We start from the raw sequence: 25,926 nt of genomic DNA, 5'->3' as shown, positions 1-25,926 counted from the left end.
TAAGGTTAAAAATATCATGGTTATTGCCATGATATTTTTAATTTTGGGCTTAATTTATAAAACTTGGAATTTTTCACTTTTTTAGTAGACTTTCTTCTTCATATTGATAAGCATTTGGAGGAGATCATCAGAGATTATCAGAACTGGACTTATGCCATTCTTTTTTTAATCATTTTTGCCGAGACAGGTTTTGTAGTTACTCCCTTTTTGCCTGGCGACTCTTTGTTGTTTGCAATGGGAACCTTAATTGCCGGAGGAAATACTGGTTTAAGCATATGGGTTATGCTTATTCTATTAATTGTGGCAGCTATATTGGGTAATTCATTAAATTATAAATTAGGCAGCTATTTTGGTGTTCGGGTGTTTAAAGAAAACAACAGAATATTAAAACTCGAGTATTACAATCAATCGCACATGTTTTTTGAGAAGCATGGTGGTAAGGCCATTATTTTTAGTCGTTTTTTGCCTATTTTCAGAACAATAGCACCATTTGTTGCAGGTGTGGCAAAAATGCCTTTCGGTAGGTTTACGTTCTTTAATGTAATTGGTGGTGTTGCCTGGATAGTTAGCTTACTTATGGCCGGATATTTACTGGGGCAAATTCCTGTGGTTAAAAAGAACTTTGATATCGTAATTGTAGTGATTGCGGTTGTTACTTTTTTCCCTGCAATATTTGCAGCTTTAAAGGCTAAATTCAAGAAAAAGGAAGCGAAAAGATAAGCTAGAAGGAGGGCTGTCCTGCATCGATCCATGCTGAGTACCAGAAGGATCCGATGGTTAATATAGCTGATTTCATTTGTCGCTGTACCATGTTATTCATGGAAGTATGATAGGCGTTGGCATATTCAACGGAGTACTGTTTAAGTACCTGGTTATTTCTTTCTGAAAAGCTATATTTTCTATATGAGGGAAATGTTTTATTCAAATCGGCTTCGAGTAGTAATACCGAATCTACAAGACTATGGGCGTGTGTTATGGTTTTTCAGATCTCTGTAAGCGGATTTTCAATGTATCTCGCCTGGCCTACCAGATAGTTATAATCTTGCAAAAATAGTTCGGGGAGCCTGCTTTCCCAAAATGCATGAATACCTACCTGATTGGTAAGCTGCCCGTTATGATTTTGGGTGGTATGTAATGGTACATGTGCGTCGGCAATATAGTGCCCCAGGTATGCAGAATAGATTAGAATTTTTAGAGAATCTTTGGCTTTAAAAGCATTTACAAGTTTATAATAGCTTCTTTGAATTTGCCATGGAAGGATGCTGTTCTTTGCGAGTCGATCGCGACCGTATTTTTGAACAGCATCATCCCATTTGCGCGGGATACTGTCTATGTGGCTCATACAATTCAACATCAAGGTAGTGCCGAGGTGCTTCTGTAGTATCAGCATAGCGGCGCTTGTCTGGGTCAACAGCATGGTCGGAAATATATTTTATGTTTGCTTTATAGAATCTATTGATGCCTGCCGGAAGAGTGAAAACTGCCATGCGGTTAATCTTTATATGGGCGAAAAAGCCCCAGGAGCTAAAAAGGATAACTATTGCAATAAGCGCGTTACGGAAATAAAAGTACATTTCATTCCCGTAAAACTATATAAAGAAACCCTTAGGGTGGTTATTTATCGATGCTTTTCCCTTTCATAGCAGATGAAACAGCTACATCCATAACACGTTCAGCAAATGGACGTGTATATTCATTTAACTCGTCTGCTTTTTTAAGAATTTCATCTTTCTCTGCTTTAGCCAGCGCTTCTTTAAGAGCCTGGATATGGATGTTTGTATTTTTAATTTCGTCTGCAGTAAGGAAGGTGCCGTGTTTTTCAATAAAACGTTCAGCAGTGTAAACCAATTGCTCACCTTCACTTCTTGCTTCAATTAGCATCCTTTGCTCTACATCGCTTTTTGCATGGGTAATGCTGTCGATCAGCATCTTTTCTACAGTTTCATCTGTAAGGCCATAGCTTGGGGTTATGTCTATTTGCTGTTTTACTCCAGAGCGTAATTCGATAGCTTGTACGGTTAAAATACCATCGGCATTTAAAAGGAAATTAATATCTACTTTAGGTAAGCCGGCCGGCATTGAAGGGATTCCCTTTAGGTCAAACTCAGCTAATTTTCTGTTTTCCTGAACAAGGTCACGTTCTCCCTGGAATACAGAGATTTTCATGTTTACCTGACCATCAACCGAGGTAGTGTATTGTCGGCCCGCTTTTGTTGGGACCTTTGCGTTTCTTGGGATAATTACGTCCATTAAGCCGCCCATAGTTTCTATTCCAAGGGATAGAGGGGTAACATCCAATAAAAGGATGTCGGACCGGTTTCCGGCAAGGATATCAGCTTGTATTGCAGCTCCTAAGGCAACTACCTCATCAGGGTTAATCTGATCGTGGGGTGTACGGCCAAAGAACTCGGCTACTTGTTTTTTAACATATGGGGTGCGTGTAGAGCCTCCTACTAAAACTACCTCATCAATGTTTTCAATGGTTAGTTTTGCATCACTTAAGGCTTGTTTGCATGAGTTTATGGTTTCTGCAACTTTAGGGGCAATAAGTTGTTCAAAGGTTTGTTTATCTATAGAGCACCAGATTTCGCCTAACTTTTCATTAAACAGATTTTGTGTGGTTAATGCTTTTTTGGCCTCTTCGGCTTTTAATCTTAAGGCTTGCATTAGGCCAGAATCTGCAGCAAGGTCTTCTTTGTTTAATTTGTTCTTTTCTATCCAATAATGAACAATGGCACGGTCAAAATCATCGCCACCTAAAAAGGTATTGCCATTGGTTGATAGTACTTCGAATATTCCGTTTTGAATTGAAAGTACAGATACATCAAAAGTACCTCCACCCAGGTCATAAACAGCTATGGTTTTTTGTTGAGTAGGATCGAGGCCTAATCCATAGGCTAAACTAGCCGCTGTAGGTTCGTTTACTATCCTTAAAACATCCAGGCCAGCAAGTTTACCTGCATCGCGGGTTGCTTGTCGCTGGCTATCATTGAAATAAGCAGGAACGGTTATTACAGCTCTGTTTACAGGGGTTTTAAGTGCATGTTCTGCTCTTGCTTTAAGCTCTTTTAATATTTCGGCTGACAATTCAATTGGTGTATAGAATTTATTGCCTGCTTTAATTTTTACCAGAGCATCATTTTCATCGTCAATTATTTTATAAGAGAAGGTGTCCTGATGACTGGCTACATCTTTGTACGACCTGCCAAGCAGGCGTTTAACAGAGAAGATGGTGTTTGAAGGGTCTGTAATTAAAAATTCTTTGGCTTCGTTTCCAACCACAGCATCGCCTTGCGTATTGAAATGTACAACAGAAGGAACTAATAAACCTTTACCTGTATCATTTATTACCTTAGGGTTTTTATCAGGATCGATAAAGGCTACAAGACTATTTGTTGTTCCTAAGTCGATACCGACGATGATTTCTTCCTGCTGGAAGGAGCCTGTTGCCAGGTTGATGGATATTTTTGCCATAGTTTGGCAAATTTAGGAATGTTTACGGTTTTTATTGTTTTAAGGTTGTAATGTTTTTCAGATGATGTGGAACTAACCTGTTCTTTGGGAGGTTTAAAATAAAGTAACAGGATTAAGCTATAAAGAACTATTTTAACTGAATAGCTGATTTTTTAAGGCTTGAGCTCTTTTTTATGGATATTATAAAGCCAAAGTACTATGTCCTGATAGCTGTCTGTTCCTTTATTCTGATTGTTTAGTTTTAAAAACCTGTCGAAAGCAACATCCATATATCCAAACATCTCGCTGTTATACTTACGCCAAAAATCTCTGTCGTTTTTAAAGTCTTGTATGGTACCGGCATTGATAGTTGCATACAGTGCATCGTAGTCTTCCTGAGATTTGATTCGGATTTCAAAAAGTATACTTTTTAACATTGCATAATGTGCTGAATACTGAAAATTAGGGTCGTTACTGTTGGCAGCTACAAGATAGCCGATAAGGTTTGCTTCGTCTTCGCGACCAATGCCCAGTTGATGGGCTATTTCGTGACAGGTAACAAATGGCAGGGCGATGGCTGGCAATCTCATATTTACATTGGCTTCGCCCGAGAGCGGATTGTAGTATCCTTCTATACCGATTTTAGTAACAATCCAACTGTTTAATACTGATTTTACGGCAGGGCTACGGTACTTAAAAATGGAGTTTTTTAGTTCCATTTTATTGTAAGCTGTTTTGGCCCTGGCTTCTAGTTCATTGATGTTATATCTTGTTTTGTTTACCTTTTGGAGGTGATTAAGCTTATTGATGAAAAACCTGCCAAGCGAGACAAGTTCGGGGGTGCTGTATTTTTCATTACTAATACCCAATTGTTTTGAAACAGAGGGGCGTGAATAGTTTAAACCCCAAAGGATTTTAAAGACCAGATAAAGTATAAGTGTAAAGTTTACTATGTGCAATGGGGCTTTTAACCAATCAGCTTTTTTAAGTGACTTGTGAGCTACTTTTTTATAAAATAGAAATAAGCTTCTGATTACATACAGAATAAGTATGAGGTAAAGAAAATCGCCAAGGGCGAAAGGAACTAATGAGCTTATAAATCGCTGAATAACGGAGCTTATCTGATAAAGCCCGTCTGAATAAATGTTTTCGATAAACCTGCTGAAAAAGCCGCCGAAAAACACAATAGCAGAAAGGGATATCAGGATAGTAAATTTCCGTACTTCTGGCTTATAAGCTACATTCATTACCTGTTAAAGGCTAATCTTTTTCCGTTTTCTCTGGTAGTAAATCGTCCTTTCTGATAGGCAAGATTACCTGAAACAAAGGTATGCGTTACTTCGGCCTGAAAGGTTTGACCTTCAAAAGGAGACCATCCGCATTTGTAAAGTACATTTTGACGGGTCACTTTAAACGGATCATTCAGGTTTACCAATACCAGATCTGCCCAATAACCTTCTCTGATAAAGCCTCTTCTGTCGATATTGAAACAGATGGCTACATTATGCGCAGTTTTTTCGGCAATTTTCTCTAGAGTGATCTTTTTTTGATGATACATTTCAAATAAAGCAGGCAGGGCATGTTGCACTAATGGCCCGCCCGAAGGAGCTTTTAAGTAAGACTGTTCTTTTTCGGCTATGGTGTGCGGGGCGTGATCTGTTGCAATGATATCTAAATGGTTATCGAGCACGCCTTTTAAAATGGCATCTTTATCTTCAGCTGTTTTTACTGCTGGGTTCCATTTTATCCAGTTTCCTTTGGTGGCATAGTCTCTGTCGTCAAACCAAAGGTGATGAATACAAGCCTCGGCAGTGATTTTTTTATCTTTTAAAGGGGTAATGTTGTCGAATAGTGCTACTTCTTTGCCGGTTGATATGTGTAAAATATGCAAGCGTGTACCGTGCTTTTTAGCAAGATCTATTGCCATTGAAGAAGAAATATAGCAAGCCTCTGCACTTCTGATAAGGGGATGCATATCAATGGTGATGTTTTCGCCATATTTTTCTTTGTACAGCGCCATATTGGCTCTTATGGTTTGCTCATCTTCGCAATGGGTTGCCACAAGCATTGGTGCTTCTCTGAAGATATTGTCGAGAACTTTTTCATTATCAACCAGCATGTTACCTGTTGATGAGCCCATAAAAACCTTAATGCCACAAACATTTCTTGGATCTGTTTTTAGTACTTCTTCAATATTGGTGTTTGAGGCACCCATAAAGAAAGAGTAGTTGGCAAGAGACATTTCAGCTGCAATCTGATACTTATCCGCAAGCAATTCTTGTGTTAATGTATTTGGAATGGTGTTGGGCATTTCCATAAAAGAGGTAATACCACCTGCTACTGCCGCCATGCTTTCAGAAAAAATGTCGGCCTTATCAGTAAGTCCGGGCTCCCTGAAATGTACCTGATCGTCAATCATCCCCGGAAAAAGGTGTAATCCTTCGGCATTGATTTCCTGATCTGCAGGCCCATCGATTTTTGGCGCAATTTTTTCAATAAACCCGTCCTTGATGAGTACATCAGCGACTACTATTTGGCCTTCATTTACAATTGAAGCAGCTTTTATGAGTATGGTATTCATAGTGTCAAACTTAAAAAAAATATTCTTTTCATAATGTAATTTTCCAGGTTTTACTTTACTATCCGTGATTCTAAACTTATCCGGATAATTACTGACAGGGAGTCTGGTGACAGGTGGGTAAATAAATTTTGACTACTTTTGCCGAATGGGCAAGAAATTCGAAGAGTTTAACTTAAATCGACAGATTTTAAATGCTGTAGCTGATGCTGGCTTTACTGTTGCAACCCCTATACAGGAAAAAGCAATAGCTCCGGTATTATCTGGTCAGGATATTTTTGGGATTGCCGAAACCGGAACGGGTAAAACTGCGGCCTATGTTTTGCCTATTTTAATGCAACTGAAATATGCACAGGGTGATTCTGCCCGTGCTTTGATCCTTGCGCCAACAAGGGAGCTTGCCATGCAAATTACTGAGCATATAAAGGTGTTTTCTAAATATACTGATCTGCGTACTGTTGTTGTTTATGGTGGACTTGGCCCCAAAACTCAAATTGAACAGATTAAGGCAGGTGTTGATATTATTGTAGCTACACCGGGAAGATTCCTGGATATTTATCTGGCAGGCCATATTAATACGCAATACCTAAAGTTTTTAGTGCTTGATGAGGCTGATAAAATGATGGATATGGGTTTTATTGGCTCTATTCATAGAATTTTAGAGGTGGTGCCTCGTAAAAGACAAAATCTTTTGTTCTCGGCTACTATGAGTAATCTTGTTCAAAAGATTGCAGGCGATTTTTTAAAGCACCCCACTTTAATTGAGGTTGCTGAACAGGCTACTCCTGCTGCAACGGTTACACAATCGTTGTACGAAGTGCCTAATTTTAAAACTAAAATTAATCTGCTCCAGCACTTGATGAAAAATGATGAGGAATTTAAGAGACTGATCATTTTTTGTAAAACTAAAACTGTGGCCGACAATATTTTTAGTTTTATTGAGCGCAGGCTTGGGCCTGATGCTGTTAGGGTAATACATGCCAATAAGGGACAAAATACAAGGATTAATTCTATAAATAGTTTTAAAGAGGGCAATATTAGGGTGTTGGTGGCAACTGATGTGGCATCGCGTGGTATTGATGTTTCGGAAGTTAGCCATGTAATTAATTTTGATGTTCCGATCATTATTGAAGATTATGTGCATAGAATTGGCCGTACGGGTAGGGCATATTCAAAAGGGGATGCACTTACTTTCTGTACACCCGGAGAAAAATATTACATTCAGAAAATACAAAAACTAATTAGACAAGATATTCCTGTTGTACCTTTGCCTGCCGAAGTTTTTGTGGAAGAAACGCCATACGAGGAAAGACAGGCTATAAATCGTGCAATTGACGATCAAAAGCGTAAAGAAGACCCTGATTTTAAAGGTGCATTCCATGAAAAGAAACATGCAGCGGCAATTGCTGCAGCTGCAAGAAATAAAACAAATAAGCAGCCGGCCTGGAAAAAAAAGAAATTCAAAAAATAGTTAAAGGCATTGAAAGTAAAACTGACACCTCTCAATATTGTTTCGGCCATTTGTTTGGTTGTTGCTGTACTCTTGCTGGTTAGTAAAAAGGAAGAAGGGCATGCCCCGCAACATGTTGATGTTACGGGAATTTTGGTAGGGTTCAGTTTTTTAGCTGCAATAGTTGCTTTCGTATCTGATCAGATTTTTAGAAGGTTTATTTTAAACCTTAAAAAATTATGGGTAGTAGAAGGCGTGTTAGTTATTTTCATCATTATTTTAATATTTATAATAAAAACCAGTATAAGTTAATGAAGCAAGCAGAAATCAAAATCACTGTTCAATTAGATGATAATAATGTTCCTGATAATATTCTTTGGGAATCTACAGATGCAAAAACTCAGGAGCAAGTTCCTGTTAAATCTATGATGCTGGCATTGTGGGACCACAATTATAAGAATTCAATGCGTATTGATCTTTGGACTAAAGATATGCCTGTTGATGAAATGAAGCGGTTTTTTTATGAAACTTTGCAAACCATGGGCGATAGCTTTTTAAGGGCTACTGGTGAGACGCTTATCGTAGAGGATTTACGTGATTACTGCGCGCACTTTGCTGATAAAATGGGAATCAATACTCAAGGATAGGTAAAATGAGACTGCAGGGAATTATTGGATCAGTTATTATGGCTGTAGGCGGAATGTGTCCGCTTATGCGTATTCCAATTATTGGTAGCTGGAATTATTTTGATATTGATCAGCGGTTAGCTATTGCATTTTATGTATTGGTAATAATTGGATTAATAGGTGCGTTTGCAAATAAGGCCGGACTAATAAAGCTGGCTGGTTGGGGTGGAATTGTTTTGGTTCTGATTACTTTAGCCGGTATATACTTTAAAGCGCATGATTCATTTAGTTTTTTACATTTCAAAAAACTGATTAACATAGGTGCAGGTATGGTGAAATTGAAATGGGGTTGGTACGTTATTGCTGCCGGAACATTTATATTAATTACGGTCAGGAAACCAAAGGTTGCTTTGGCAAATGATGTTGTTGAGGTAAAGTAGGTGTTAATTTAAATCGCCAAGCGATTTGTGTTTCCTTTTTCTTTTAAACTGAGTTTGTTTTAGGTGTTCATCTCCGGTAATAATACTGATGTTTCCATCAACTTCAAGGATAGCCAGTTTTACATCTTTATATCTTTCTACACCATGTTCCCTCATTGCTTCTTCAAGCTCCTCGTTGGTAATATCTAACTCACTGAGCTTGTCAAAGTTTAATTTGCCGTTATGTATAAGGATTTCAGGGTGCTGAGAAATCAGATCTCTAAGTTTTTTGCTTTTAAACATGAGCTTTTTTAATGCAAAGTTTAACGTGAATAATACTGCCGCTGCAACCAGACCTCCTGATAGGCTTGTGTTGTTGCCAACCATAGCATTTTGAACTGCATTGCTGATCAGTAAAATCAGCACTACATCAGTGGTATTAAGCTGTGAAAGCTCCTTTTTGCCACTTAAGCGGATTGCTACAATCATAAAGGCATAAACTGCCAGGCTTCTTAAAATGATGTCAAGATATTCGTTCATGATCAGGATTCATTTATTAATACAATATTATTCATATTTAGGTTACAAAACACCTATCTGAATCGAAAATAACCGATTAAAAATTATCTTTGCCGCTACATGCAATTACTACATCAGGTAAAATATTTAATTAAGAAAGAAGTGCTGCTGGAATGGCGGTCGAAATATGCGCTTAACGGTGTATTGCTTTATGTAGTATCAACAGTATTTGTTTGCTTTCTTTCTTTTGTTAGTATTGCGCCAATTACCTGGAATGCATTGTTTTGGATTATTATGCTCTTTGCATCTATAAATGCAGTTTCGAAAGGGTTTTTGCATGAGAGCAAAGGGCAACAGCTATACATTTATACCATTGCGAGTCCGTTGGCACTGATCATTTCAAAAACAATATATAATGTGCTTTTGATGATTTTGTTGACCCTTATTGCATTGTTTTTTTACATGATGGTGTTTGATTATGTTCCTCAGGATATTGGCCTTTATATTATAGCCACAATTTTAGGGAGTTTAAGCTTTTCGACCATTTTTACAATGATTTCGGCAATTGCATCTAAAGCAGGTAATGGGGGGATGCTTATGGCAATACTTAGCTTCCCTGTTATTATACCTGTGCTGATTGTACTGATTAAGCTAACAAAAAATGCTATTGACGGTTTAGACAGAAGTGTGAGTTTAGACGAGATTGGCTTACTTTTAATTATAAATGCCCTTGTTGCAGCAGTTACTTTGCTGCTTTTTCCTTATCTATGGAGGGACTAAAGATCGATTAATTATGTGCTCCGCAACCGTTTGCGCAATGATTTATTCGATTGCTTATGTTGATAAGGACATGTAAGCCAATGAAAGCCGTATTTACTGGCTTTTTTCTATATAAATTATTATTGTTTTTTCTTTGATCGAATAAAAAACTCCGAAAAGTTTACTGGTAAATAATGCTGTGCAACCGTTTGCGCAGGCTTATTGTGTTAAGTCGACCTAAAATTATTGTTACATTAGTGTAGGAGGATAATAATCAATGTCAGGTTACAGTCAATTTTCCGATTCAGAATTAACTGCTTTATTGAGGCAAAGAGATAGTTCGGCCTATGCCGAAATCTACAGCCGTTATACTGCGGTTTTATATCGTCATGCTTTTTCCAAACTGCAGGACCGTGAAGAGGCAAAAGATGTGGTGCAAGAGCTGTTTGTTACTTTGTGGTCAAGGTGTGAAGACATTTCTATTAGTACAACTTTATCTGGTTATCTCTATAGTGCAGTTCGAAACAGGATACTGAATGTAATTTCTCATAAGCAGGTTGAATCTAAGTACATTGTCTCTCTTCAGGAATTTTCAGGTAAATGCGAATCAATTACTGATCATAGGGTAAGAGAAAGAGATTTGGAATTTTTAATTGAAAAAGAAATTGCCAGTTTACCTTCCAAAATGAAAGAAGTATTTGAATTGAGCCGAAAGGCCAATCTATCTCATAGACAAATTGCCATAGAATTGGATCTTTCTGAGAAAACAGTCAAAAATCAGGTAAACAATGCACTAAAGGTCTTGAGATTAAAGCTGGGATCATTGATGTTTTTTACTTTCTAATCGAATTTTTATTTTTTTTCATTTTAATCTGGGCCCAGGGTTAGGGATAGCTGTCTTTACTTTAATTAGCGCTAAACTTAACTATGCAACCTTTAGAAATCAAACAATTATTAAAGCGATATGCGGAGGGCAAGTGTACCGAAGAGGAAAAAGCTTTGGTAGAATCCTGGTATCTTCAGTATAAGGAGGAAAATCCTAAAATACTATCTGAGTCGGAATATGAATCTGATATCAACGAAATTTTAAAAAAACTTGGCAAAGGTAATGGCCCGCGCAGGATTATTCTTTGGTCTTACATTTCTGTAGCTGCATTGGTATTAGTTACACTATCAGCAACCTTATATCTTTTTTTTGGTAGGGAAAATAGAAATGATGTGTATGGACATAAATTTAATGTTGCAAAGGATATAACTCCAGGTGGAAATAAAGCAGTGCTCACTTTGGCAGATGGATCTAAGGTTAACCTAACCGATCTTGGGAATGGTGAAGTATCTAAGCAAACAGGGTTTAAAATCGTTAAAACAGCTAGCGGGCATTTGCATTACATAGTTGATCCATCTTTTGAGAGTAAGCAGTCAGAAGAAGTAACTTATAATACCATAGAAACTCCCAACGGAGGTAAGTATCAAATTACATTACCTGACGGGAGTGAGGTTTGGCTGGACGCGGCTTCGAGCCTAAGATACCCAACAAAGTTTAGTAAAAATGAGCGTAAGGTAGAATTAACAGGCCAGGCTTATTTTGAAATTGCAAAGGATCCAAGTAAACCATTTAGAGTAATTAGCAATAAACAACGGGTTGAGGTATATGGAACGCATTTTAATGTTAACGGATATAAAGATCAGCTTGAAACTATTACAACTCTGTTAGAGGGTAGTGTAAAAGTTGGTTTACTTAATGATAAAGTTGGAAACTTACTAAGGCCTGGTGAGCAGGCTAAATTAGTGGCGGATCGTTTTGAGGTAGGCCCAGCAGATGTAGATGAGGCGATTGCCTGGAAGAATGGCTATTTCGTGTTCCCTGACGAAGATGTAAGTGCTGTTCTTAACAAGATTGCAAGATGGTATGATGTTGAAGTTATTTGTGATAAAAGATTAGAGGGCACAAAAATAGGCGGTACAATATCCAGGTCAAAGAATTTATCGGAGGTCCTGAGAGTTTTGCAATTAACAAAAAAGATAAAATTTAAGGTCGAAGAAAGGAGGATTGTAGCTATGCCATAACTTCTACTTAGCACAATCTAACTAAAAAACCGGAGAGCAGTAGAGCGTCACCGGTTTGCATAGTCTGGATTAGGTTCTAAATATATTGTGATTAACAATAATTAAACTAAACATGAAAATGAAACGGCTTGGACACTGATCTCATTTTCGCTAAACCAAAACTTATCAAATGTATGAAATTCTATCATTTTAATTCGTATGGCATAGCCTGTACGAAAAAGAAACTTCTATTGACCATAAAACTTACGGCAATTTTAATGATGTTCTCCTTTTTACAGGCGGCAGCTTCGGGATATGCCCAAAAGAAAGTTACCTTATCTGAGAATAATGTGTCGCTGGAAAAAGTTTTAAAATCCATAACCAAACAGACTAATTATGATTTGGTATTTATATCAACAGACATTAAGAATGCTAAACCAATAACCATTAAAGTAAATAATGTGCCATTAGATGAGGCATTAAAACTTTGTTTTGTTAATCAGCCATTTGAATATTCATTAGATACCAAAACTATTATCGTTAGCGAAAAGCAACGGACTGTAGTAAGTGAGATTCTTAAGGCTATTGGTATTACCGGTCAGGTTTTAGATGAAACAGGACAGCCTTTAACAGGTGCCTCTGTAAGAGAGCTTGGGGTAACAGGAAATGCAGTACAAACCAATAATAAAGGGGAATTTAAGTTAAATGTTGCAGGTACAGAATCATCTATTGTGATTTCATTTATTGGATACAATAGTCAGACTGTAAAAGTTGGATCAGAAAAAAACTTCACCATTAAAATGAAACCTAATGAGACCATGTTGAAAGATGCGGTTATCATCGGTTACCAAAAACAATCTATGCGGAAAACAACAAGTGCCGTACAGATGATTACCGGAAAGCAGATTGAAAATTTACCTGCGCCTAGTTTCGAGTCTTTATTGCAAGGTAGGGTTGCCGGTGTAAACATTCAGAATTTTACTGGTGAACCTGGTGCAAGAAACACGTTTACAGTTAGGGGGAATACAACCATATCAACCGATCTGAACTCTGAAATCGACTTGGCAAATACGCTAAGTTCTCCATTATATATTATTGATGGTATTCCGATCTCTATTACAGATTTGGCAGGATCTAATGCTACAGGTAGTAATGCTATTGCAGGTATTAACGTTAACGATATTGAGAGTATTGTAGTTCAGAAGGATGCTGCTGCTACTGCCGTTTGGGGTTCGCGCGGAGCGAATGGTGTTATTGTTATTAAAACCAAAAAGGGATTAACTGGTAGCCCGGTAATTCGCTTATCATATTATACAGGGGTGACTCAACGTCCTGAATTACAGCGTACTGTTGCCGGAGCTGAGGAGCGTCGTCAAAAAATGGGTTTATTGAGTGAGTATGGAACCTATAATCAATTGGCCAACATTCCGCTAATGCTTACTGATAGTTTAAACCCAAGCTATAACAATGCTACTGACTGGCAGGATTTGTTCTATAAGTCGGGCAGGGTTAGTAACTATGATGTGAACATTTCTGCAGGTACTGATATTATGAACTACAGATTGTCGCTTAATTATTATGATGAAGATGGAATAGTTCGAAATACTGGTTTTAACCGTTACTCTATGCGTGGTAATTTTGATTTTAAGTTAGCACCAAAAGCAAGTTCGAATTTAGTGATTTCAGCCTCTAGAATGAATAGGAAAAGAGGACTTGGAAGGGGAATTGGTCAAATTGTACCAATCAGCGCCAGTTCGATGCCGGCGTCATTTGTGAAACTGGCCGATGCAGATTATGATTTCTACTATGGTCAGTATGATAAATTGAGAGATGACAACCAAACGGATCAGATTAGCGTTTATTCGCAGACAGATATCGATGTATTTAAAGGCTTCAGGTATTCATTGCAAGGTTCAGTAAGTGCTTTATTGGATAACAGAGATCGTTTTCAACCAAAAGAATTAGATGCAAATGGCGTTTCTTTTGCTGAAAGTGACCATAGAATTAATAACTCTTTTTATTTAGCAAACGTACTCTCTTATAACAAATCATTTGCAGAAGGAAAACATAACCTAAGTGTGGTTGGTATCCAGTCATATGATTTTACAAATTTTAAACAAACCTATGCTTATGGATCTAACATTCCTACGGATGACATTCATGTTGTACAAGGTTCACCTCAAAGAGATCTTTTTGGATCATCTGATCTTAAAAAATCGGCAATGCTTTCCTTCACTGGCCAGCTTTCTTATGATTATTTGAGCAGATACCTAGTGAGTGCTTCTTACCGTACTGATGCCTCATCACGATTTGGTAAGGATAGCAAATGGGGAGATTTCCCTGCAGTATCTGTAGGATGGATTGCATCTGATGAATCGTTTTTGAAAGATACTAAATGGCTTTCTATGCTGAAATTAAGAGCCAGTTATGGTTTGTCAGGTACACAACCTAACGATTTTTATGCACCCTTCAATGTTTGGAGTACACCACAAACTACTTACGATGGTTCATCGGTTGCTATGCCTTCATTTACCAAACCACTTACGCTTCCAAATTTAACCTGGAACAAGTCAAGTCAGGGCAACATTGGTGCAGATATTTATTTGTTTGATAACCGTTTGAATTTTACAGTAGACTTTTATAGAAAAGCAACCAAGAACCCAATCTTTGAATTTGATTTTCCTTTCTATACCGGCTATACCCGATTGTCTTACAATGTGCCGATGAAAATTCTGAACGAGGGTATGGATTTGTCTATTCAAAGCAGAAATTTGGGTAAAGAAAGCCCGTTACAATGGACAACTAACTTAAACTTGAGCTACAATAAGAATAGAATTGCCTCATTGCCTTATGGAAACAGAAGTTTTTCTATGAGTTCAAGAGATTATAACCAAAACTTACTATTTACTGTTGGTTCGCCGATTTATGGTTGGTCGCAAATGCTTTATCAGGGTGTTTACAACAGATTGACGGACATCCCTGTTAATCCTATTACAGGTAAGGCGCTTACTTATTTCAAAGGTAATTATGTGGGGCTGCCTGGTTATCCTAATTGGAAAGATGTTAATGGTGATTATGACGTTTGGAGTGATGAAGATAAAGGTGCACAAGATGGAGATTTAGTTCCTACCGGAGATCCTAACCCTCGCTTCACAGGAGGTATTTATAACGAATTTACCTGGAAAAGATTCTCATTGGGCGTATTGGGGATTTTCACATTTAAACGTGATATCATCAATACCTTTAAGTCTAATCAGTATGCTAACGTATTTAATTTTGGGGGCATCGAAAATTTTGCAAACAGTCGTTTACCGGATTTAAGCAGGGTAGATTACTGGACGCCAACTAAAGCGCTTGACCCTAACTATAATGCAGCTTTTCCTTCACTAAGCCCATATTCTGCAAATTTCTACCAATTCTTGCCATTTAGTACTTTATGGAATGAGAAGGGTGATTATTTTAAGATTAAAACCATTACAGTTGGTTATCAGTTGGATCCAAAACTGGTTGGCCGATTAGGTATGAAAGGTGTTCGTGTTTACGGAATTATGGATAACATTATGACTTTCCAGTCTTCCAGTGTTCCTGATGCTGAATTGGTTACTCCTCAGGGTGAATATTCAGGAGGATCGTATCCGTTGCCTAAGAAAGTGACCCTGGGATTAGAAGTAACCTTTTAACTGAACCATTTAATTAGAATAGTGATGAAAAAATATATAAAACAGACATGGATTATCGGTGTATTTGCTTTAATGGCGAGCACACTTCTGTCTTGTAAAAAACAAATAAACCTTGCTCCGGAAAATGCTACTTATGATGAAGTATTTTGGGTAAATGGTGCAAATATTGATAAAGCACTATCTGGTTCTTATAGCATGTTACGAGATGCTTTTAGGGCGGATAACAGTTATTTTATATTTGGTGATATTGCAGCAAATAATTTTTCACTTGGGGGTGATTTCTGGAATTATAACACATTTATTGAATCTGGACATTTCAACTTTAATTATGCCCCATATCTGGAAGGATCTGTAAAAAACTGGAGCCGATTTTATGGTATTATTACTCAATGTCACCAGATTATCGACAAAACGCCTGCAATTCCTGATAGCAAATTTGAAGGAGGGGCAGAGCAGAAAAACCGTTTGATTGGTGAAGCCAGGTTTTTAAGAGCATATGTGTATTTCTATATGCAAAGAGTATGGGGTGATGTGATTTTAACTAAAACCACATTTAAAGATCCTCAGAATATTCCTCCTGCTGCAAGAACTCCAGAAAGTGAAACCCTTGCATTCTGCCTGAGTGATTTGCAGTCAGCTTCAGCATTATTGGACAATTCAGCGAATAAAACCCATGCAAATAAGATGTCGGCATTAGCATTACTTGCTCATGTTTATGCGTGGAAAAAAGATTATCCAAATGCTGAGAAATATTGTGATAGTGTAATTCAAAATAGCCCCCTGGCTTTGGAACCTATAGAAGATTATAAAAAAATATGGGAAGGCAACTCGCAAGAGAGTATTATGGAGCTCAACATGAAGTACGATGCGATAAGCAATGAGGCTACCTCTACTTTCTTTGGCAGGTTTCTTACCGCTCCATATATCAAAGGTAGAAGTGGTATAAACTCAACCTGGCCAATTAATGCCGATTTGATAAACGAAATATTCAGTGAGCCTGAGCAAAGAAAAGAAATTATGATGGAAACAGCAGCTGGTGGTGGAAATGTTAAGATGTTGACAAAATATACTAATGTAAACTATTTTGATCCTAATAATTCTAATACTTATGTAATCAGCAACAACCTGGTACTATTGCGCTTGGCTGACATTTATTTACTGCGTGCTGAAGCTAGATTTAAAAACGGTAAACCTGGAGATGCACTATTGGATTTGAATAAAATAAGAGAGCGTGCCGGATTAGCAGATTATGAGGAGACAGGTACTGAATTATTTGATGAAATAGCAGATGAAAGACGTCGCGAATTGATAGGGGAAGGATGTACCCAGTTTGATTTAATCAGAATGGAGCAATTGCCTAGATTGTTTAGTGATTATACTACTGATCGTATTGCTAAAAAAGGTTATTTCTGGCCGTTGGATATGAGAACTTTACTAAAACAGGATGAGTTGCTTACCCAGAATGAATGGTGGAATAACAATTAATAGAGTGATGAATATTAAGAAAACTAAGATGAAAAAAATATATAATACGCTATTTGTTCTGGTAGCCGCAGGCCTGTTTTTTTCTGCCTGTAAAAAGGACGATTATTTTGTAGGTGGTACCTTACATAATGCTAAGGTAAATATGACGACCTATGATTTTTTGAAGAGTAACAATAGAGGACTTTTTGATACGCTGTTATTACTTGTAGATAAAGCTGGTATTAAGGACAAGATCAATCAGCAAGGAATGACCTTTTTTGCGCCAACTGATTATTCAATAAGATCATATTGTGATTTCAGAAGCGCTTTAGAACAAAAGAAAGATCCTTTCAGAAAATGGACTGTTGATTCGATTATTAAGTATGAACTTCCACGTTTTGCGGATTCTATTAATGTTTATATGCTACCAAAACGAGTGAGCTATAATGACCTGACCGAGAATGGTAAGATGTTCGATACACAAAAGACACCTTCAAAAGCGGTAGTTTCATACGAGTCTACGGATGATCCTAAACTTGGATATAACTCCAATAGCACGGTATTGCCAAGGGTAATGTATTTTAACTTTTTGTACAAACCTCTTGATGAGCCTTTTGTGGCCTCAGAGATTCCTAATGATGTTGGTGCCCGTACACTGGTTCAAACATCGGGAGTAGAATCAACAACAGGCTTAGTTCACGTTTTGGTGAATTCACATAGGTTGTTTTTTGCAAAATAAACGGTATAGTCACATTAAAAAATATTAAGATGAAGAATTTAATCGTAAAAATGCTGCTGTTGGTATTTGCAATATGCGTGATCAATGTAGCGTGTAAGAAAGTTCCGGATGGCTTTTTGAGTCCAAATATAAGATACGAAGAAACGCCTATTCTGGTTCCACAGGGAATTGTTAAAGTAAGTAGTGCATTAACTCTTGATGGTTCAGCAATGCCAATAAAAGTGAAGTTGTTGCATGTGTATGATCGTGCTACCGGTAAAAATGTAGATGATCTTTTTAATAAACAATATCCTATAAAGGTTTGGACAGGATTGTATGATCCAAAAATCGACAATACTTTAGAGAAGATCAATGCAAAACGTAAAGATTCACTAGTAAACCCAATATCAATTAATCCCGCTAGTGGGCAGCTTGAAGCAAATATTGCTACTTTGAATCTGCCGGCAGGAAAATATGAGTTTGACCTGGAGGTTTCCAACTCTGCTGGTACCAAAACATTTTCAAAGATTGGGAAGTTCGACCTTAATGCGGCTGCTCCATTTGAAATCCCAGCTGCAGGAAGCCAGGTTGCATTTAAAGTTGGTGCAGAAAATATTACTAAAACACTTTCACCGACATTAATTAGCGTAGTGAAATTAGCAGACGCACCAGATAAGGTTATAGTACGAATGGTAGACAAAAATGGTGTTCCATTTAATGCCGCAGCAGGAGAAATTGGTCGTAGACCACTTTCAGGAACTGCTGTTGGGTTCCTGCAAACAATGGATCTGTATAGTTTAAGTGTAACGAATTTTGCAGATAGAATGGAGTTTATTTATGGTACAGTTCCTTTTCCATTGTCCTCATTAGGTAACGGATTTAATTATTATTACCGCATTCCAACACAATATGTTCATTTTGATGATCCTACTTTACCTGATGATCAATACTCTTGTAATGCACGTTTCTCTTTCAGAGCGTTTATTCCAGGTACATATGAGGTAACAGTTAAAATTCCGGGAGTAACACACAGATAATTAATAAAAGTACAATTTACAATTGTTTAAAAGGTGTCTGAATTTTCAGGCACCTTTTCTATGTAGCCAGCAATTGCATCTTTATCATGAAAATACACCGCTCAGTTATTATCTTTGCTATAATTAAGCCTTTATAATGAACAAAATCTGGTGGAAAATTTTAGGGTCGGTATTAGTTTTATATACTGCCATAGCAGGATTACTATTGGGAGTACCCCATTTAGCCATATTAAACGAGACCATACGTAACCTGTATTTTCATGTACCCATGTGGTTTGCTATGCTGACGCTATTTTCAATTTCTGTATTCTACAGTATTAAATATTTGTTACACGGAAAAGAATCTGACGACCTCAGAGCAATAGAGAGTGTAAACGTGGGAATCATTTTCAGTATTCTGGGCTTAGTTACGGGAGCGGTTTGGGCTAAATTTACCTGGGGCCAATTCTGGAGTTTTGATGTAAAGCAAAACTTTACGGCCGTGGCTATACTTTTATATTTTGCCTATCTGGTACTTAGAAATTCTATAGACGAACAACAGAAAAGAGCAAAAATATCAGCAATTTACAATATTTTTGCCTTTCCGATGATGGTGGTACTGATCATGGTGCTGCCTCGCTTGTCCGACTCGCTGCATCCGGGAAATGGCGGAAACCCCGGCTTTAATAGCTATGATTTAGATAGCCGCATGCGCGCTGTTTTATATCCTGCTTTTATTGGCTGGTCAATAATAGGATATTGGATTTATACTATTAGATTCAGAATCCGTACAATAGAAAATAAACAAAATTCATAAGATGAAGAAGATCATATTTGCTTTAATGCTATTATTAAGTTCAGTCCAACTATTTGCTCAATCCAACGATGTGGAGATGGCTGATGCTTTGCGTAGCAACGGAAAGATTTATGTAGTTGTGATCTGCATCGTTATAATTCTCCTGGGTTTGTTAATTTATCTATTCTCTCTTGATAAAAGATTAAAAAAAATAGAAAAGAAATCTTCAGATAAAAACTAATTTTAAATCGTTTAATCGTCGCTTTTATGCCTTTTTAGGGGTAGTGTGCGGCGTACACTAAGTGATTCTGCATTTGTATTAATCGTTTTTTTTAGTGCAATTTTGTACTCATAACTGAGAACTTATTCAAAATTCATAAAAAACAAATAATGGCTAATTCAGCAAATGAGACAAAATTTTTTGCCGACGTGTGTAAAAATTTTGACAGTGCAGCGCAGTTCACTTCCCATCCCGAGGGACTATTAAATCAAATTAAAGCCTGTAACAGTGTGTATCGTTTCCAGTTCCCAATCAGAAGAGGAAATGGATTCGAAGTTATTGATGCATGGCGTGTAGAACACTCTCATCACATGAGCCCAACAAAAGGCGGTATCCGTTACAGCGAGATGGTAAATGAAGATGAGGTAATGGCTTTAGCTGCCCTAATGACTTACAAGTGCGCTATTGTAAATGTTCCTTTCGGTGGGGCAAAAGGAGGTATTTGTATTAATCCTAAAAACTATTCTGTGGCCGAGCTGGAAACGATAACGCGACGCTACACAACCGAGTTGATTAAGAAGAATTTTATTGGTCCGGGCATTGATGTCCCTGCTCCTGATTATGGATCAGGTGAGCGTGAAATGAGCTGGATAGCTGATACTTACATGACTATGAACCCTGGTCAATTGGATGCATTAGGGTGCGTTACAGGAAAACCAATTGCTTTGCATGGTATCCGTGGTCGTAAGGAAGCTACCGGGCGTGGGGTTGCTTATGCAGTTAAAGAGTGCGTAAATGTGGCAGAGGATATGCAAAAACTTGGATTTAAGGCTGGCTTGGGTGATAAGCGTGTTATTGTACAGGGTTTAGGAAACGTGGGTTATCATTCAGCCAAATTCCTGTCGGAGTTTGGAGCAACAATAGTTGGTCTTTGCGAATATGAAGGCGCAATATATAATGAAAACGGGTTAAACATTGACGAGGTTTTTGCTCATCGTAAAAATACAGGATCAATATTAGGTTTTCCTGGTGCTACTGATTTTAAAAATTCCATGGAAGGATTAGAGCAACCATGTGATATTCTGGTTCCGGCTGCATTAGAGAATCAGCTTACCGTAAATAACATTCGCAACATAAAGGCAAAAATTATTGCCGAAGGTGCAAATGGACCAACTACTCCTGAAGCCGAAGAAATATTTACCGAAATGGGCGGAATGATTATTCCAGATATGTATTGCAATGCAGGTGGGGTTACTGTATCCTATTTCGAATGGTTAAAAAATCTTTCGCATGTTGCATTTGGACGTATGGAGAATCGTTATGCAGAGAACTCTAATGCCAATCTAATTAATACATTAGAGAGCCTTACAGGTAAAAAGATTCCTGCCGAGAATCGTTTAATGATTGTTAAGGGAGCATCTGAAATGGAACTTGTAAATTCTGGATTGGAAGATACAATGATTCACTCATACCATGAGATTAGAGAAAATTTAATAACTAAACCTGGTGTTCAGACATTAAGAATGGCTGCTTTTGTTGGGTCAATTGACAAGATCGCAGTTTCTTACATGAACCTTGGTATTTGGCCATAGGCTTATTTAAAGTTATTTTAATCCGCATCACCAACAAGGGATGCGGATTTTTTTTGTCATTTTTTTGCTAATTAAATCAGGTGCTGAAATCAAAATGCAGTTATCACGTATATTGTATAAAGCCTGATCATGAGAACTAAAATAATATTTCTGATAATGCTGCCTACTTTTTTTTGTGCTTGCAATGAGGCGCAAAAACTGGAAACTAAAGATGGATTTGCCGTAATAACAGCAGCAAAAAATGGAGAGGCTGTAGCAACATATGCTGGTGGTTGTTTTTGGGCAATGCAGGAGTGTATGCTGGAATTAAAAGGAGTGAGTAAGGTAATAAGCGGTTATTCGGGTGGCACCAAAGCAAATCCGGATTATAACGAGGTATTATCTAAGGCTACCGGATATGCGGAAGCAGTTCAGGTTTATTATGACCCCAAAGTAATTAGCTTTGAAAAACTAACTGAAGCATTTTTCAATGCACACGACCCTACCCAGGAGGATGGACAAGGACCTGATCTGGGTTCTGATTATCGTTCAATTGCTTTCTATCGTTCGCCTTCAGAGAAAGTAACAATACAAAAATGGATTAGTAGAATTGACTCTATAAATGGTTACAACAGGCCGGTGGTAACCGAGGTGGTTCCATTTAAGATAATTTATCCAGCTGAAACCGAACATCAGGATTATTACAGGAGGCGTAGCTGGGATCCATACATCAGAAATGTCTCTCGTCCAAAAGTGCTAAAGCTCAGAAAAACTATGCCTTATCTTATAAAATCTGAGTATAAAGACTAAAAATTTATCTTTTTGTCAGAGAACTATCAATAAACGGTCATCAAACTGAATTGGATGTTGGTAAAGGCCTTTAGGTACTTATATTTTTTATCTTTGTAGGGTTCAATTTATTTTTATTACGACCATGAGAAAAAGTGCAATTGTTGGTTTAATTACTATAGCGATATGTGTAGGTTTTTTAGTTAGTCTAAACGCTGATACAAATAGCTATTCTACATTTACTGAGGCTGCAAAAGATTCTAAAGAATTTCACGTAATGGGTTATTGGGAAAAGGGAAAGGGTACCTACTACGATGCACAGAAGGACGCCAATCACTTCGCTTTTTACATGAAAGATCAAAATGGCAGTGTTAATAAAGTTGTTTACAATGGTACAAAGCCTCAGGATTTTGAACGTTCCGAAAAACTGGTATTAATCGGGAAAATGAAAGATAATACCTTCTATGCCTCTAAAATACTAATGAAATGTCCATCTAAATATAATAATGATCTTGTAGAAGTCAAGAAGGACGGTAAAGTGGAAAAATACAATTAATCTTAATGGATATACAATTTATTGGAGAAACCCTCCTTCCGGGTAAAGTCGGGCAATTCTTTATTGTTTTAGCATTCGCTGCATCTTTATTATCAACCATCTCTTATTTTTTTGCTACTCAAAATAAGGATCTTTCAGATCAATCATGGAAACGCATCGGTCGTATCTCATTTCTAATAAACTGGCTTAGTGTAATAGGTATAGGATCAACACTGTTTTTTTTAATATTAAATCATTATAACGAGTACTATTACGTTTATTCGCATTCATCAAAAGAACTTCCTGTTTATTATATTGTTTCAGCATTTTGGGAAGGGCAAGAAGGAAGCTTTTGGCTTTGGGCATTCTGGCAATCATTACTAGGTGTAATTTTAATCTGGAAAGCCAGGTCGTGGGAAAACAGCGTAATGACAGTGGTTGCTTTTTCTCAGGCATTTTTAACTTCAATGTTATTGGGGGTTGAAATTTTTGGCGAAAGAATAGGTAGCTCTCCATTTATACTTTTAAGAGATGCAGTAAATCTTAAGGAGATGGCACCGGTTGTATTTGCCGATCCTGAGAATTTTAAGAATTATTTAAAGTTTATAGCTGATGGTCGTGGATTAAACCCGTTGCTTCAAAATTATTGGATGGTTATACATCCACCCACTTTATTTTTGGGTTTTGCAAGTATGGTTGTACCATTTGCTTACGGAATAGCCGGATTATGGCAAAAGAAATATAAAGAATGGGTAAAACCTGCAATGCCATGGGCATTATTTGCTGTAATGATTTTGGGAACAGGTATTATTATGGGTTCTTTCTGGGCATATGAAGCACTGAATTTTGGTGGTTTCTGGGCTTGGGATCCTGTAGAAAATGCTTCAATTATCCCTTGGTTAACGCTTATAGCAGGAGTTCATGTGATGATTGCCTTTAAAAATACAGGACATGCTTTTTTTACTGCAATTGCGCTAATCTTTCTAAGCTTTGTATTGGTATTGTATGCTTCATTCCTTACAAGGAGCGGTATTTTGGGCGAAACCTCCGTACATTCATTTACAGATCTGGGTATGTTTGGCCACCTTATATTGTATAATGTAGTCTTTTTGGCTTTGCCTGTAATTTTATTGGTTATAAGATGGAAAGAATTGCCAATTACCAATAAAGACGAAGAAACTTATTCAAGAGAATTCTGGATGTTTATTGGTGCGCTTGTAATTACAGTAGCTTGTATTCAGGTAATTTTCTCTACCTCTGTGCCTGTTTTTAATGCCGCATTTGGAACTAATTTTGCACCTCCTGTTGATGCTATTAAATACTATAATCAATGGCAAGCACCATTTGCTATATTGGTAACAATCATATCTGGATTTTCTCAGTTCATGAAATATAAGAGAACTGATATCCGTAAATTTTATAGCAGTCTTGTAGCAACTATAATTTTCTCTGCAGTACTTACTTCAGGTTTTGTGTACATCACAAATGTATATCATAACCTAATGTATATCCTGTTAACCTTCAGTTGTGTTTTCGCTATCATGTCTAATGCGAAAATTTTAGGTCAGGGTTTTGGAGGCAAACGGAAATTGGTAGGTGCAGCAGTTGCACATATTGGTTTTGCCTTGTTACTATTAGGTGCTTTGGTAGCGGCAGCTACCAATAAGCCAATCTCTTTAAATGCATCTAATTTTATTCCTGTTAAGGATTTTGAAAAGGCTGAGAAGCCCGGTGAGAATATTGTTCTTTACAAGAATGAGCCCAAAAAAATGGGTAAGTATACAGTTACTTATATTAGTGATACTACTATTGCCCCTAACACTTTCTACAAATTGAACTTCAAGGTTTATGACGAAAGTACCGGTAAGGTAAAAGAAGATTTTGAAGTAAACCCTCACATACAGTCTAACGAGAAAATGGGGCTTATTGCATCTCCTGATACTAAACATTACCTAACTTATGATATTTATACTCATGTTACAAGTGCTCCCTTGAAAGAGGATAAAGAGCATGGAGATCATGAAGGTCATAGTGAAGAAGAAAATTATAAAGCACCAAGAATTGTAAATGTTAGCGTTGGGGATACCTTACATACAAGTAGTGGGGTGCTTACTGTTAAAGCCTTAAATCCAAAACCACAGGCCAAAGATTTAGTGATAGGCCCTAAAGATTTAGCTGTAGGTATGCCAATAGAGATTGATGTAAATGGCAAAATATATAAAACTGAGCCTATCTTTTTAGTGAAAGGTAATAATGTATTTGATTTTGCCCGAAATATTGATGATCTGGGATTAAGAGTTAGGTTTACAAAAGTAATCCCTGATCAAGGAAAAATGGAATTACAGGTTTTCGAAAAACCTCAGCAGGCTAAGGATTGGGTTGTATTTAAATCTATTGAATTCCCTTATATAAACTTGTATTGGGTGGGTACCATTGTAATGGTTGTAGGGTTTTTAATTTCCATTTTCAGGAGACAAAAAGAAGTTAAAGCAGTTTAATGAAAGTAGTTTGTATTGGTTCTGGTAATGTGGCGACACATTTGGCTAATGCTTTAAAAGCGAAAGGTGTAAATCTGATTCAGGTTTGGAGCAGAGATTTAACAAACGCATCTGAGCTTGCTAAATCTATCAATGCTGCAGCTACTTCAAATCTGGATGAAATTGACCGTTCTGCTGATCTATATATCATTGCAGTAAAAGACGATGCTATTCCAACAATTACGGAAAACCTGAAAGATGTAAACGGCCTGGTTGTCCACACATCCGGAGCAACCCCAATAGATACATTATCCGCGCATAGAAATTACGGCGTTTTATATCCATTGCAAACTTTTTCTAAAGCAAAATCAATTGATTTTGTGGATGTTCCATTATGTATTGAGGCTAACAATGCCCATTCTTTAGAACTATTGAAAAAGGTAGCAAACAAACTTTCTTCTCCTGTTTATGAAGTGAACAGTGAGAAAAGGAAAATATTACATTTGGCAGCTGTTTTTGCCTGTAATTTTGTGAACCATCTTTATGTACTAAGTGATAAAGTAGTGGAGCATTTTGGACTAGACTTTGAGATCCTTAAGCCATTGATTATGGAAACGGCCTTGAAGGTGCAGAGTGAATTACCTATAAATGTACAAACAGGGCCTGCTGTTCGGAATGACGAACAGACTATGATTAAACATCAGGATTTACTGAGTGATATGCCTGAATTAAAAGAAATCTATCAAACTTTAAGTAAAAGCATTAAAAAAACACATTTATAGTTATAAATGCCGTTTTTCGTGCTTATTT

General features: G+C 37.2%; 25 protein-coding genes. 19 read left to right on the top strand and 6 right to left on the bottom strand.

The genetic code is table 11. The features are described from left to right. Positions 1 to 63: 63 nt before the first annotated feature. Entirely contained in the window at positions 64 to 720 is a 657-nt protein-coding gene (locus tag CPT03_RS12610) for a DedA family protein (protein ID WP_099439182.1), read from the top strand. A gap of 262 nt (positions 721 to 982) precedes the next feature. Here CPT03_RS12610 and CPT03_RS23110 read toward each other — a convergent pair whose 3' ends face one another. From CPT03_RS23110 to CPT03_RS12590, 5 genes are all read right to left on the bottom strand, one after another. Continuing rightward, positions 983 to 1,342, bottom strand: coding sequence for a zinc dependent phospholipase C family protein (locus CPT03_RS23110; protein ID WP_245869828.1), 360 nt, complete (start codon positions 1,340 to 1,342; stop codon positions 983 to 985). Then, positions 1,305 to 1,487 carry a hypothetical protein gene (locus tag CPT03_RS23105; protein WP_245869827.1) on the bottom strand — a complete coding sequence of 61 codons (183 nt, stop codon included), beginning with the start codon at positions 1,485 to 1,487 and terminating at the stop codon, positions 1,305 to 1,307. The genes CPT03_RS23110 and CPT03_RS23105 overlap by 38 nt, the downstream gene beginning before the upstream one ends. 127 nt (positions 1,488 to 1,614) lie before the next feature. Continuing rightward, positions 1,615 to 3,474, bottom strand: coding sequence for a Fe-S protein assembly chaperone HscA (gene hscA / locus CPT03_RS12600; protein ID WP_099439181.1), 1,860 nt, complete (start codon positions 3,472 to 3,474; stop codon positions 1,615 to 1,617). Between the two features lie 152 nt (positions 3,475 to 3,626). Then, a complete protein-coding gene (locus CPT03_RS12595; RefSeq protein ID WP_099439180.1) occupies positions 3,627 to 4,700 on the bottom strand; it encodes a DUF3810 domain-containing protein in 1,074 nt (357 codons plus the stop codon). Beyond that, complete coding sequence (locus CPT03_RS12590; protein ID WP_099439179.1) at positions 4,700 to 6,034, bottom strand: dihydroorotase; 1,335 nt, start codon at positions 6,032 to 6,034, stop codon at positions 4,700 to 4,702. The genes CPT03_RS12595 and CPT03_RS12590 overlap by 1 nt, the downstream gene beginning before the upstream one ends. 145 nt (positions 6,035 to 6,179) lie before the next feature. Between CPT03_RS12590 and CPT03_RS12585 the strand changes: the two genes are divergently transcribed. The 4 genes from CPT03_RS12585 to CPT03_RS12570 are packed head-to-tail and all read left to right on the top strand — an operon-like array spanning position 6,180 to position 8,547. Then, complete coding sequence (locus tag CPT03_RS12585) at positions 6,180 to 7,502, top strand: DEAD/DEAH box helicase (protein ID WP_099439178.1); 1,323 nt, start codon at positions 6,180 to 6,182, stop codon at positions 7,500 to 7,502. Between the two features lie 9 nt (positions 7,503 to 7,511). Continuing rightward, a complete protein-coding gene (locus CPT03_RS12580; protein ID WP_157766428.1) occupies positions 7,512 to 7,793 on the top strand; it encodes a hypothetical protein in 282 nt (93 codons plus the stop codon). Continuing rightward, positions 7,793 to 8,128, top strand: coding sequence for a gliding motility protein GldC (gene gldC / locus CPT03_RS12575; RefSeq protein ID WP_099439176.1), 336 nt, complete (start codon positions 7,793 to 7,795; stop codon positions 8,126 to 8,128). The genes CPT03_RS12580 and gldC overlap by 1 nt, the downstream gene beginning before the upstream one ends. A 5-nt stretch (positions 8,129 to 8,133) precedes the next feature. Then, positions 8,134 to 8,547 (top strand): hypothetical protein, encoded by a 414-nt coding sequence (locus tag CPT03_RS12570; protein ID WP_099439175.1) that lies wholly within the window; start codon positions 8,134 to 8,136, stop codon positions 8,545 to 8,547. A 3-nt stretch (positions 8,548 to 8,550) separates the two neighbouring features. Here CPT03_RS12570 and CPT03_RS12565 read toward each other — a convergent pair whose 3' ends face one another. After that, the gene (locus CPT03_RS12565; RefSeq protein WP_099439174.1) at positions 8,551 to 9,066 is read right to left on the bottom strand and encodes a DUF421 domain-containing protein; all 516 of its coding nucleotides are present in this window, start codon (positions 9,064 to 9,066) and stop codon (positions 8,551 to 8,553) included. A 99-nt stretch (positions 9,067 to 9,165) separates the two neighbouring features. Between CPT03_RS12565 and CPT03_RS12560 the strand changes: the two genes are divergently transcribed. From CPT03_RS12560 to CPT03_RS12495, 14 genes are all read left to right on the top strand, one after another. Then, positions 9,166 to 9,825 (top strand): heme exporter protein CcmB, encoded by a 660-nt coding sequence (locus CPT03_RS12560; protein ID WP_099439173.1) that lies wholly within the window; start codon positions 9,166 to 9,168, stop codon positions 9,823 to 9,825. 256 nt (positions 9,826 to 10,081) lie between these two features. Then, positions 10,082 to 10,648 (top strand): RNA polymerase sigma-70 factor, encoded by a 567-nt coding sequence (locus CPT03_RS12555; RefSeq protein ID WP_099439172.1) that lies wholly within the window; start codon positions 10,082 to 10,084, stop codon positions 10,646 to 10,648. A gap of 83 nt (positions 10,649 to 10,731) precedes the next feature. Then, entirely contained in the window at positions 10,732 to 11,871 is a 1,140-nt protein-coding gene (locus tag CPT03_RS12550) for a FecR family protein (RefSeq protein WP_099439171.1), read from the top strand. Positions 11,872 to 12,044: 173 nt separating this feature from the next. Continuing rightward, positions 12,045 to 15,530, top strand: a complete 3,486-nt coding sequence (locus CPT03_RS12545) for a SusC/RagA family TonB-linked outer membrane protein (RefSeq protein WP_099439170.1) — start codon at positions 12,045 to 12,047, stop codon at positions 15,528 to 15,530. Positions 15,531 to 15,554: 24 nt separating this feature from the next. After that, entirely contained in the window at positions 15,555 to 17,015 is a 1,461-nt protein-coding gene (locus CPT03_RS12540) for a RagB/SusD family nutrient uptake outer membrane protein (protein ID WP_099439169.1), read from the top strand. 28 nt (positions 17,016 to 17,043) lie between these two features. Then, positions 17,044 to 17,733: a fasciclin domain-containing protein gene (locus CPT03_RS12535; RefSeq protein ID WP_157766427.1), complete on the top strand. Its 690-nt coding sequence runs from the start codon at positions 17,044 to 17,046 to the stop codon at positions 17,731 to 17,733. 29 nt (positions 17,734 to 17,762) lie between these two features. Continuing rightward, entirely contained in the window at positions 17,763 to 18,749 is a 987-nt protein-coding gene (locus tag CPT03_RS12530) for a DUF5007 domain-containing protein (RefSeq protein WP_099439167.1), read from the top strand. A gap of 136 nt (positions 18,750 to 18,885) precedes the next feature. Next, a complete protein-coding gene (ccsA, locus tag CPT03_RS12525; protein ID WP_099439166.1) occupies positions 18,886 to 19,545 on the top strand; it encodes a cytochrome c biogenesis protein CcsA in 660 nt (219 codons plus the stop codon). A gap of 1 nt (position 19,546) precedes the next feature. Then, positions 19,547 to 19,765, top strand: coding sequence for a CcmD family protein (locus tag CPT03_RS12520; protein WP_099439165.1), 219 nt, complete (start codon positions 19,547 to 19,549; stop codon positions 19,763 to 19,765). A 149-nt stretch (positions 19,766 to 19,914) separates the two neighbouring features. Beyond that, on the top strand, positions 19,915 to 21,336 hold the full coding sequence (locus CPT03_RS12515) for a Glu/Leu/Phe/Val family dehydrogenase (RefSeq protein WP_099439164.1): 1,422 nt from the start codon (positions 19,915 to 19,917) through the stop codon (positions 21,334 to 21,336). Between the two features lie 129 nt (positions 21,337 to 21,465). Further along, the gene (msrA, locus tag CPT03_RS12510; protein ID WP_099439163.1) at positions 21,466 to 22,125 is read left to right on the top strand and encodes a peptide-methionine (S)-S-oxide reductase MsrA; all 660 of its coding nucleotides are present in this window, start codon (positions 21,466 to 21,468) and stop codon (positions 22,123 to 22,125) included. A 124-nt stretch (positions 22,126 to 22,249) separates the two neighbouring features. After that, a complete protein-coding gene (locus CPT03_RS12505) occupies positions 22,250 to 22,660 on the top strand; it encodes a cytochrome c maturation protein CcmE (protein WP_099439162.1) in 411 nt (136 codons plus the stop codon). A gap of 5 nt (positions 22,661 to 22,665) precedes the next feature. Next, positions 22,666 to 25,137: a cytochrome c biogenesis protein CcsA gene (gene ccsA / locus CPT03_RS12500; RefSeq protein WP_099439161.1), complete on the top strand. Its 2,472-nt coding sequence runs from the start codon at positions 22,666 to 22,668 to the stop codon at positions 25,135 to 25,137. Then, entirely contained in the window at positions 25,137 to 25,898 is a 762-nt protein-coding gene (locus CPT03_RS12495; protein ID WP_099439160.1) for a Rossmann-like and DUF2520 domain-containing protein, read from the top strand. The genes ccsA (CPT03_RS12500) and CPT03_RS12495 overlap by 1 nt, the downstream gene beginning before the upstream one ends. Positions 25,899 to 25,926: the final 28 nt, after the last annotated feature.

Origin of the sequence: Pedobacter ginsengisoli (assembly GCF_002736205.1) — a bacterium.
GTDB lineage: Bacteria > Bacteroidota > Bacteroidia > Sphingobacteriales > Sphingobacteriaceae > Pedobacter > Pedobacter ginsengisoli_A.
This window is presented reverse-complemented; position numbering and strand designations above follow the sequence as displayed.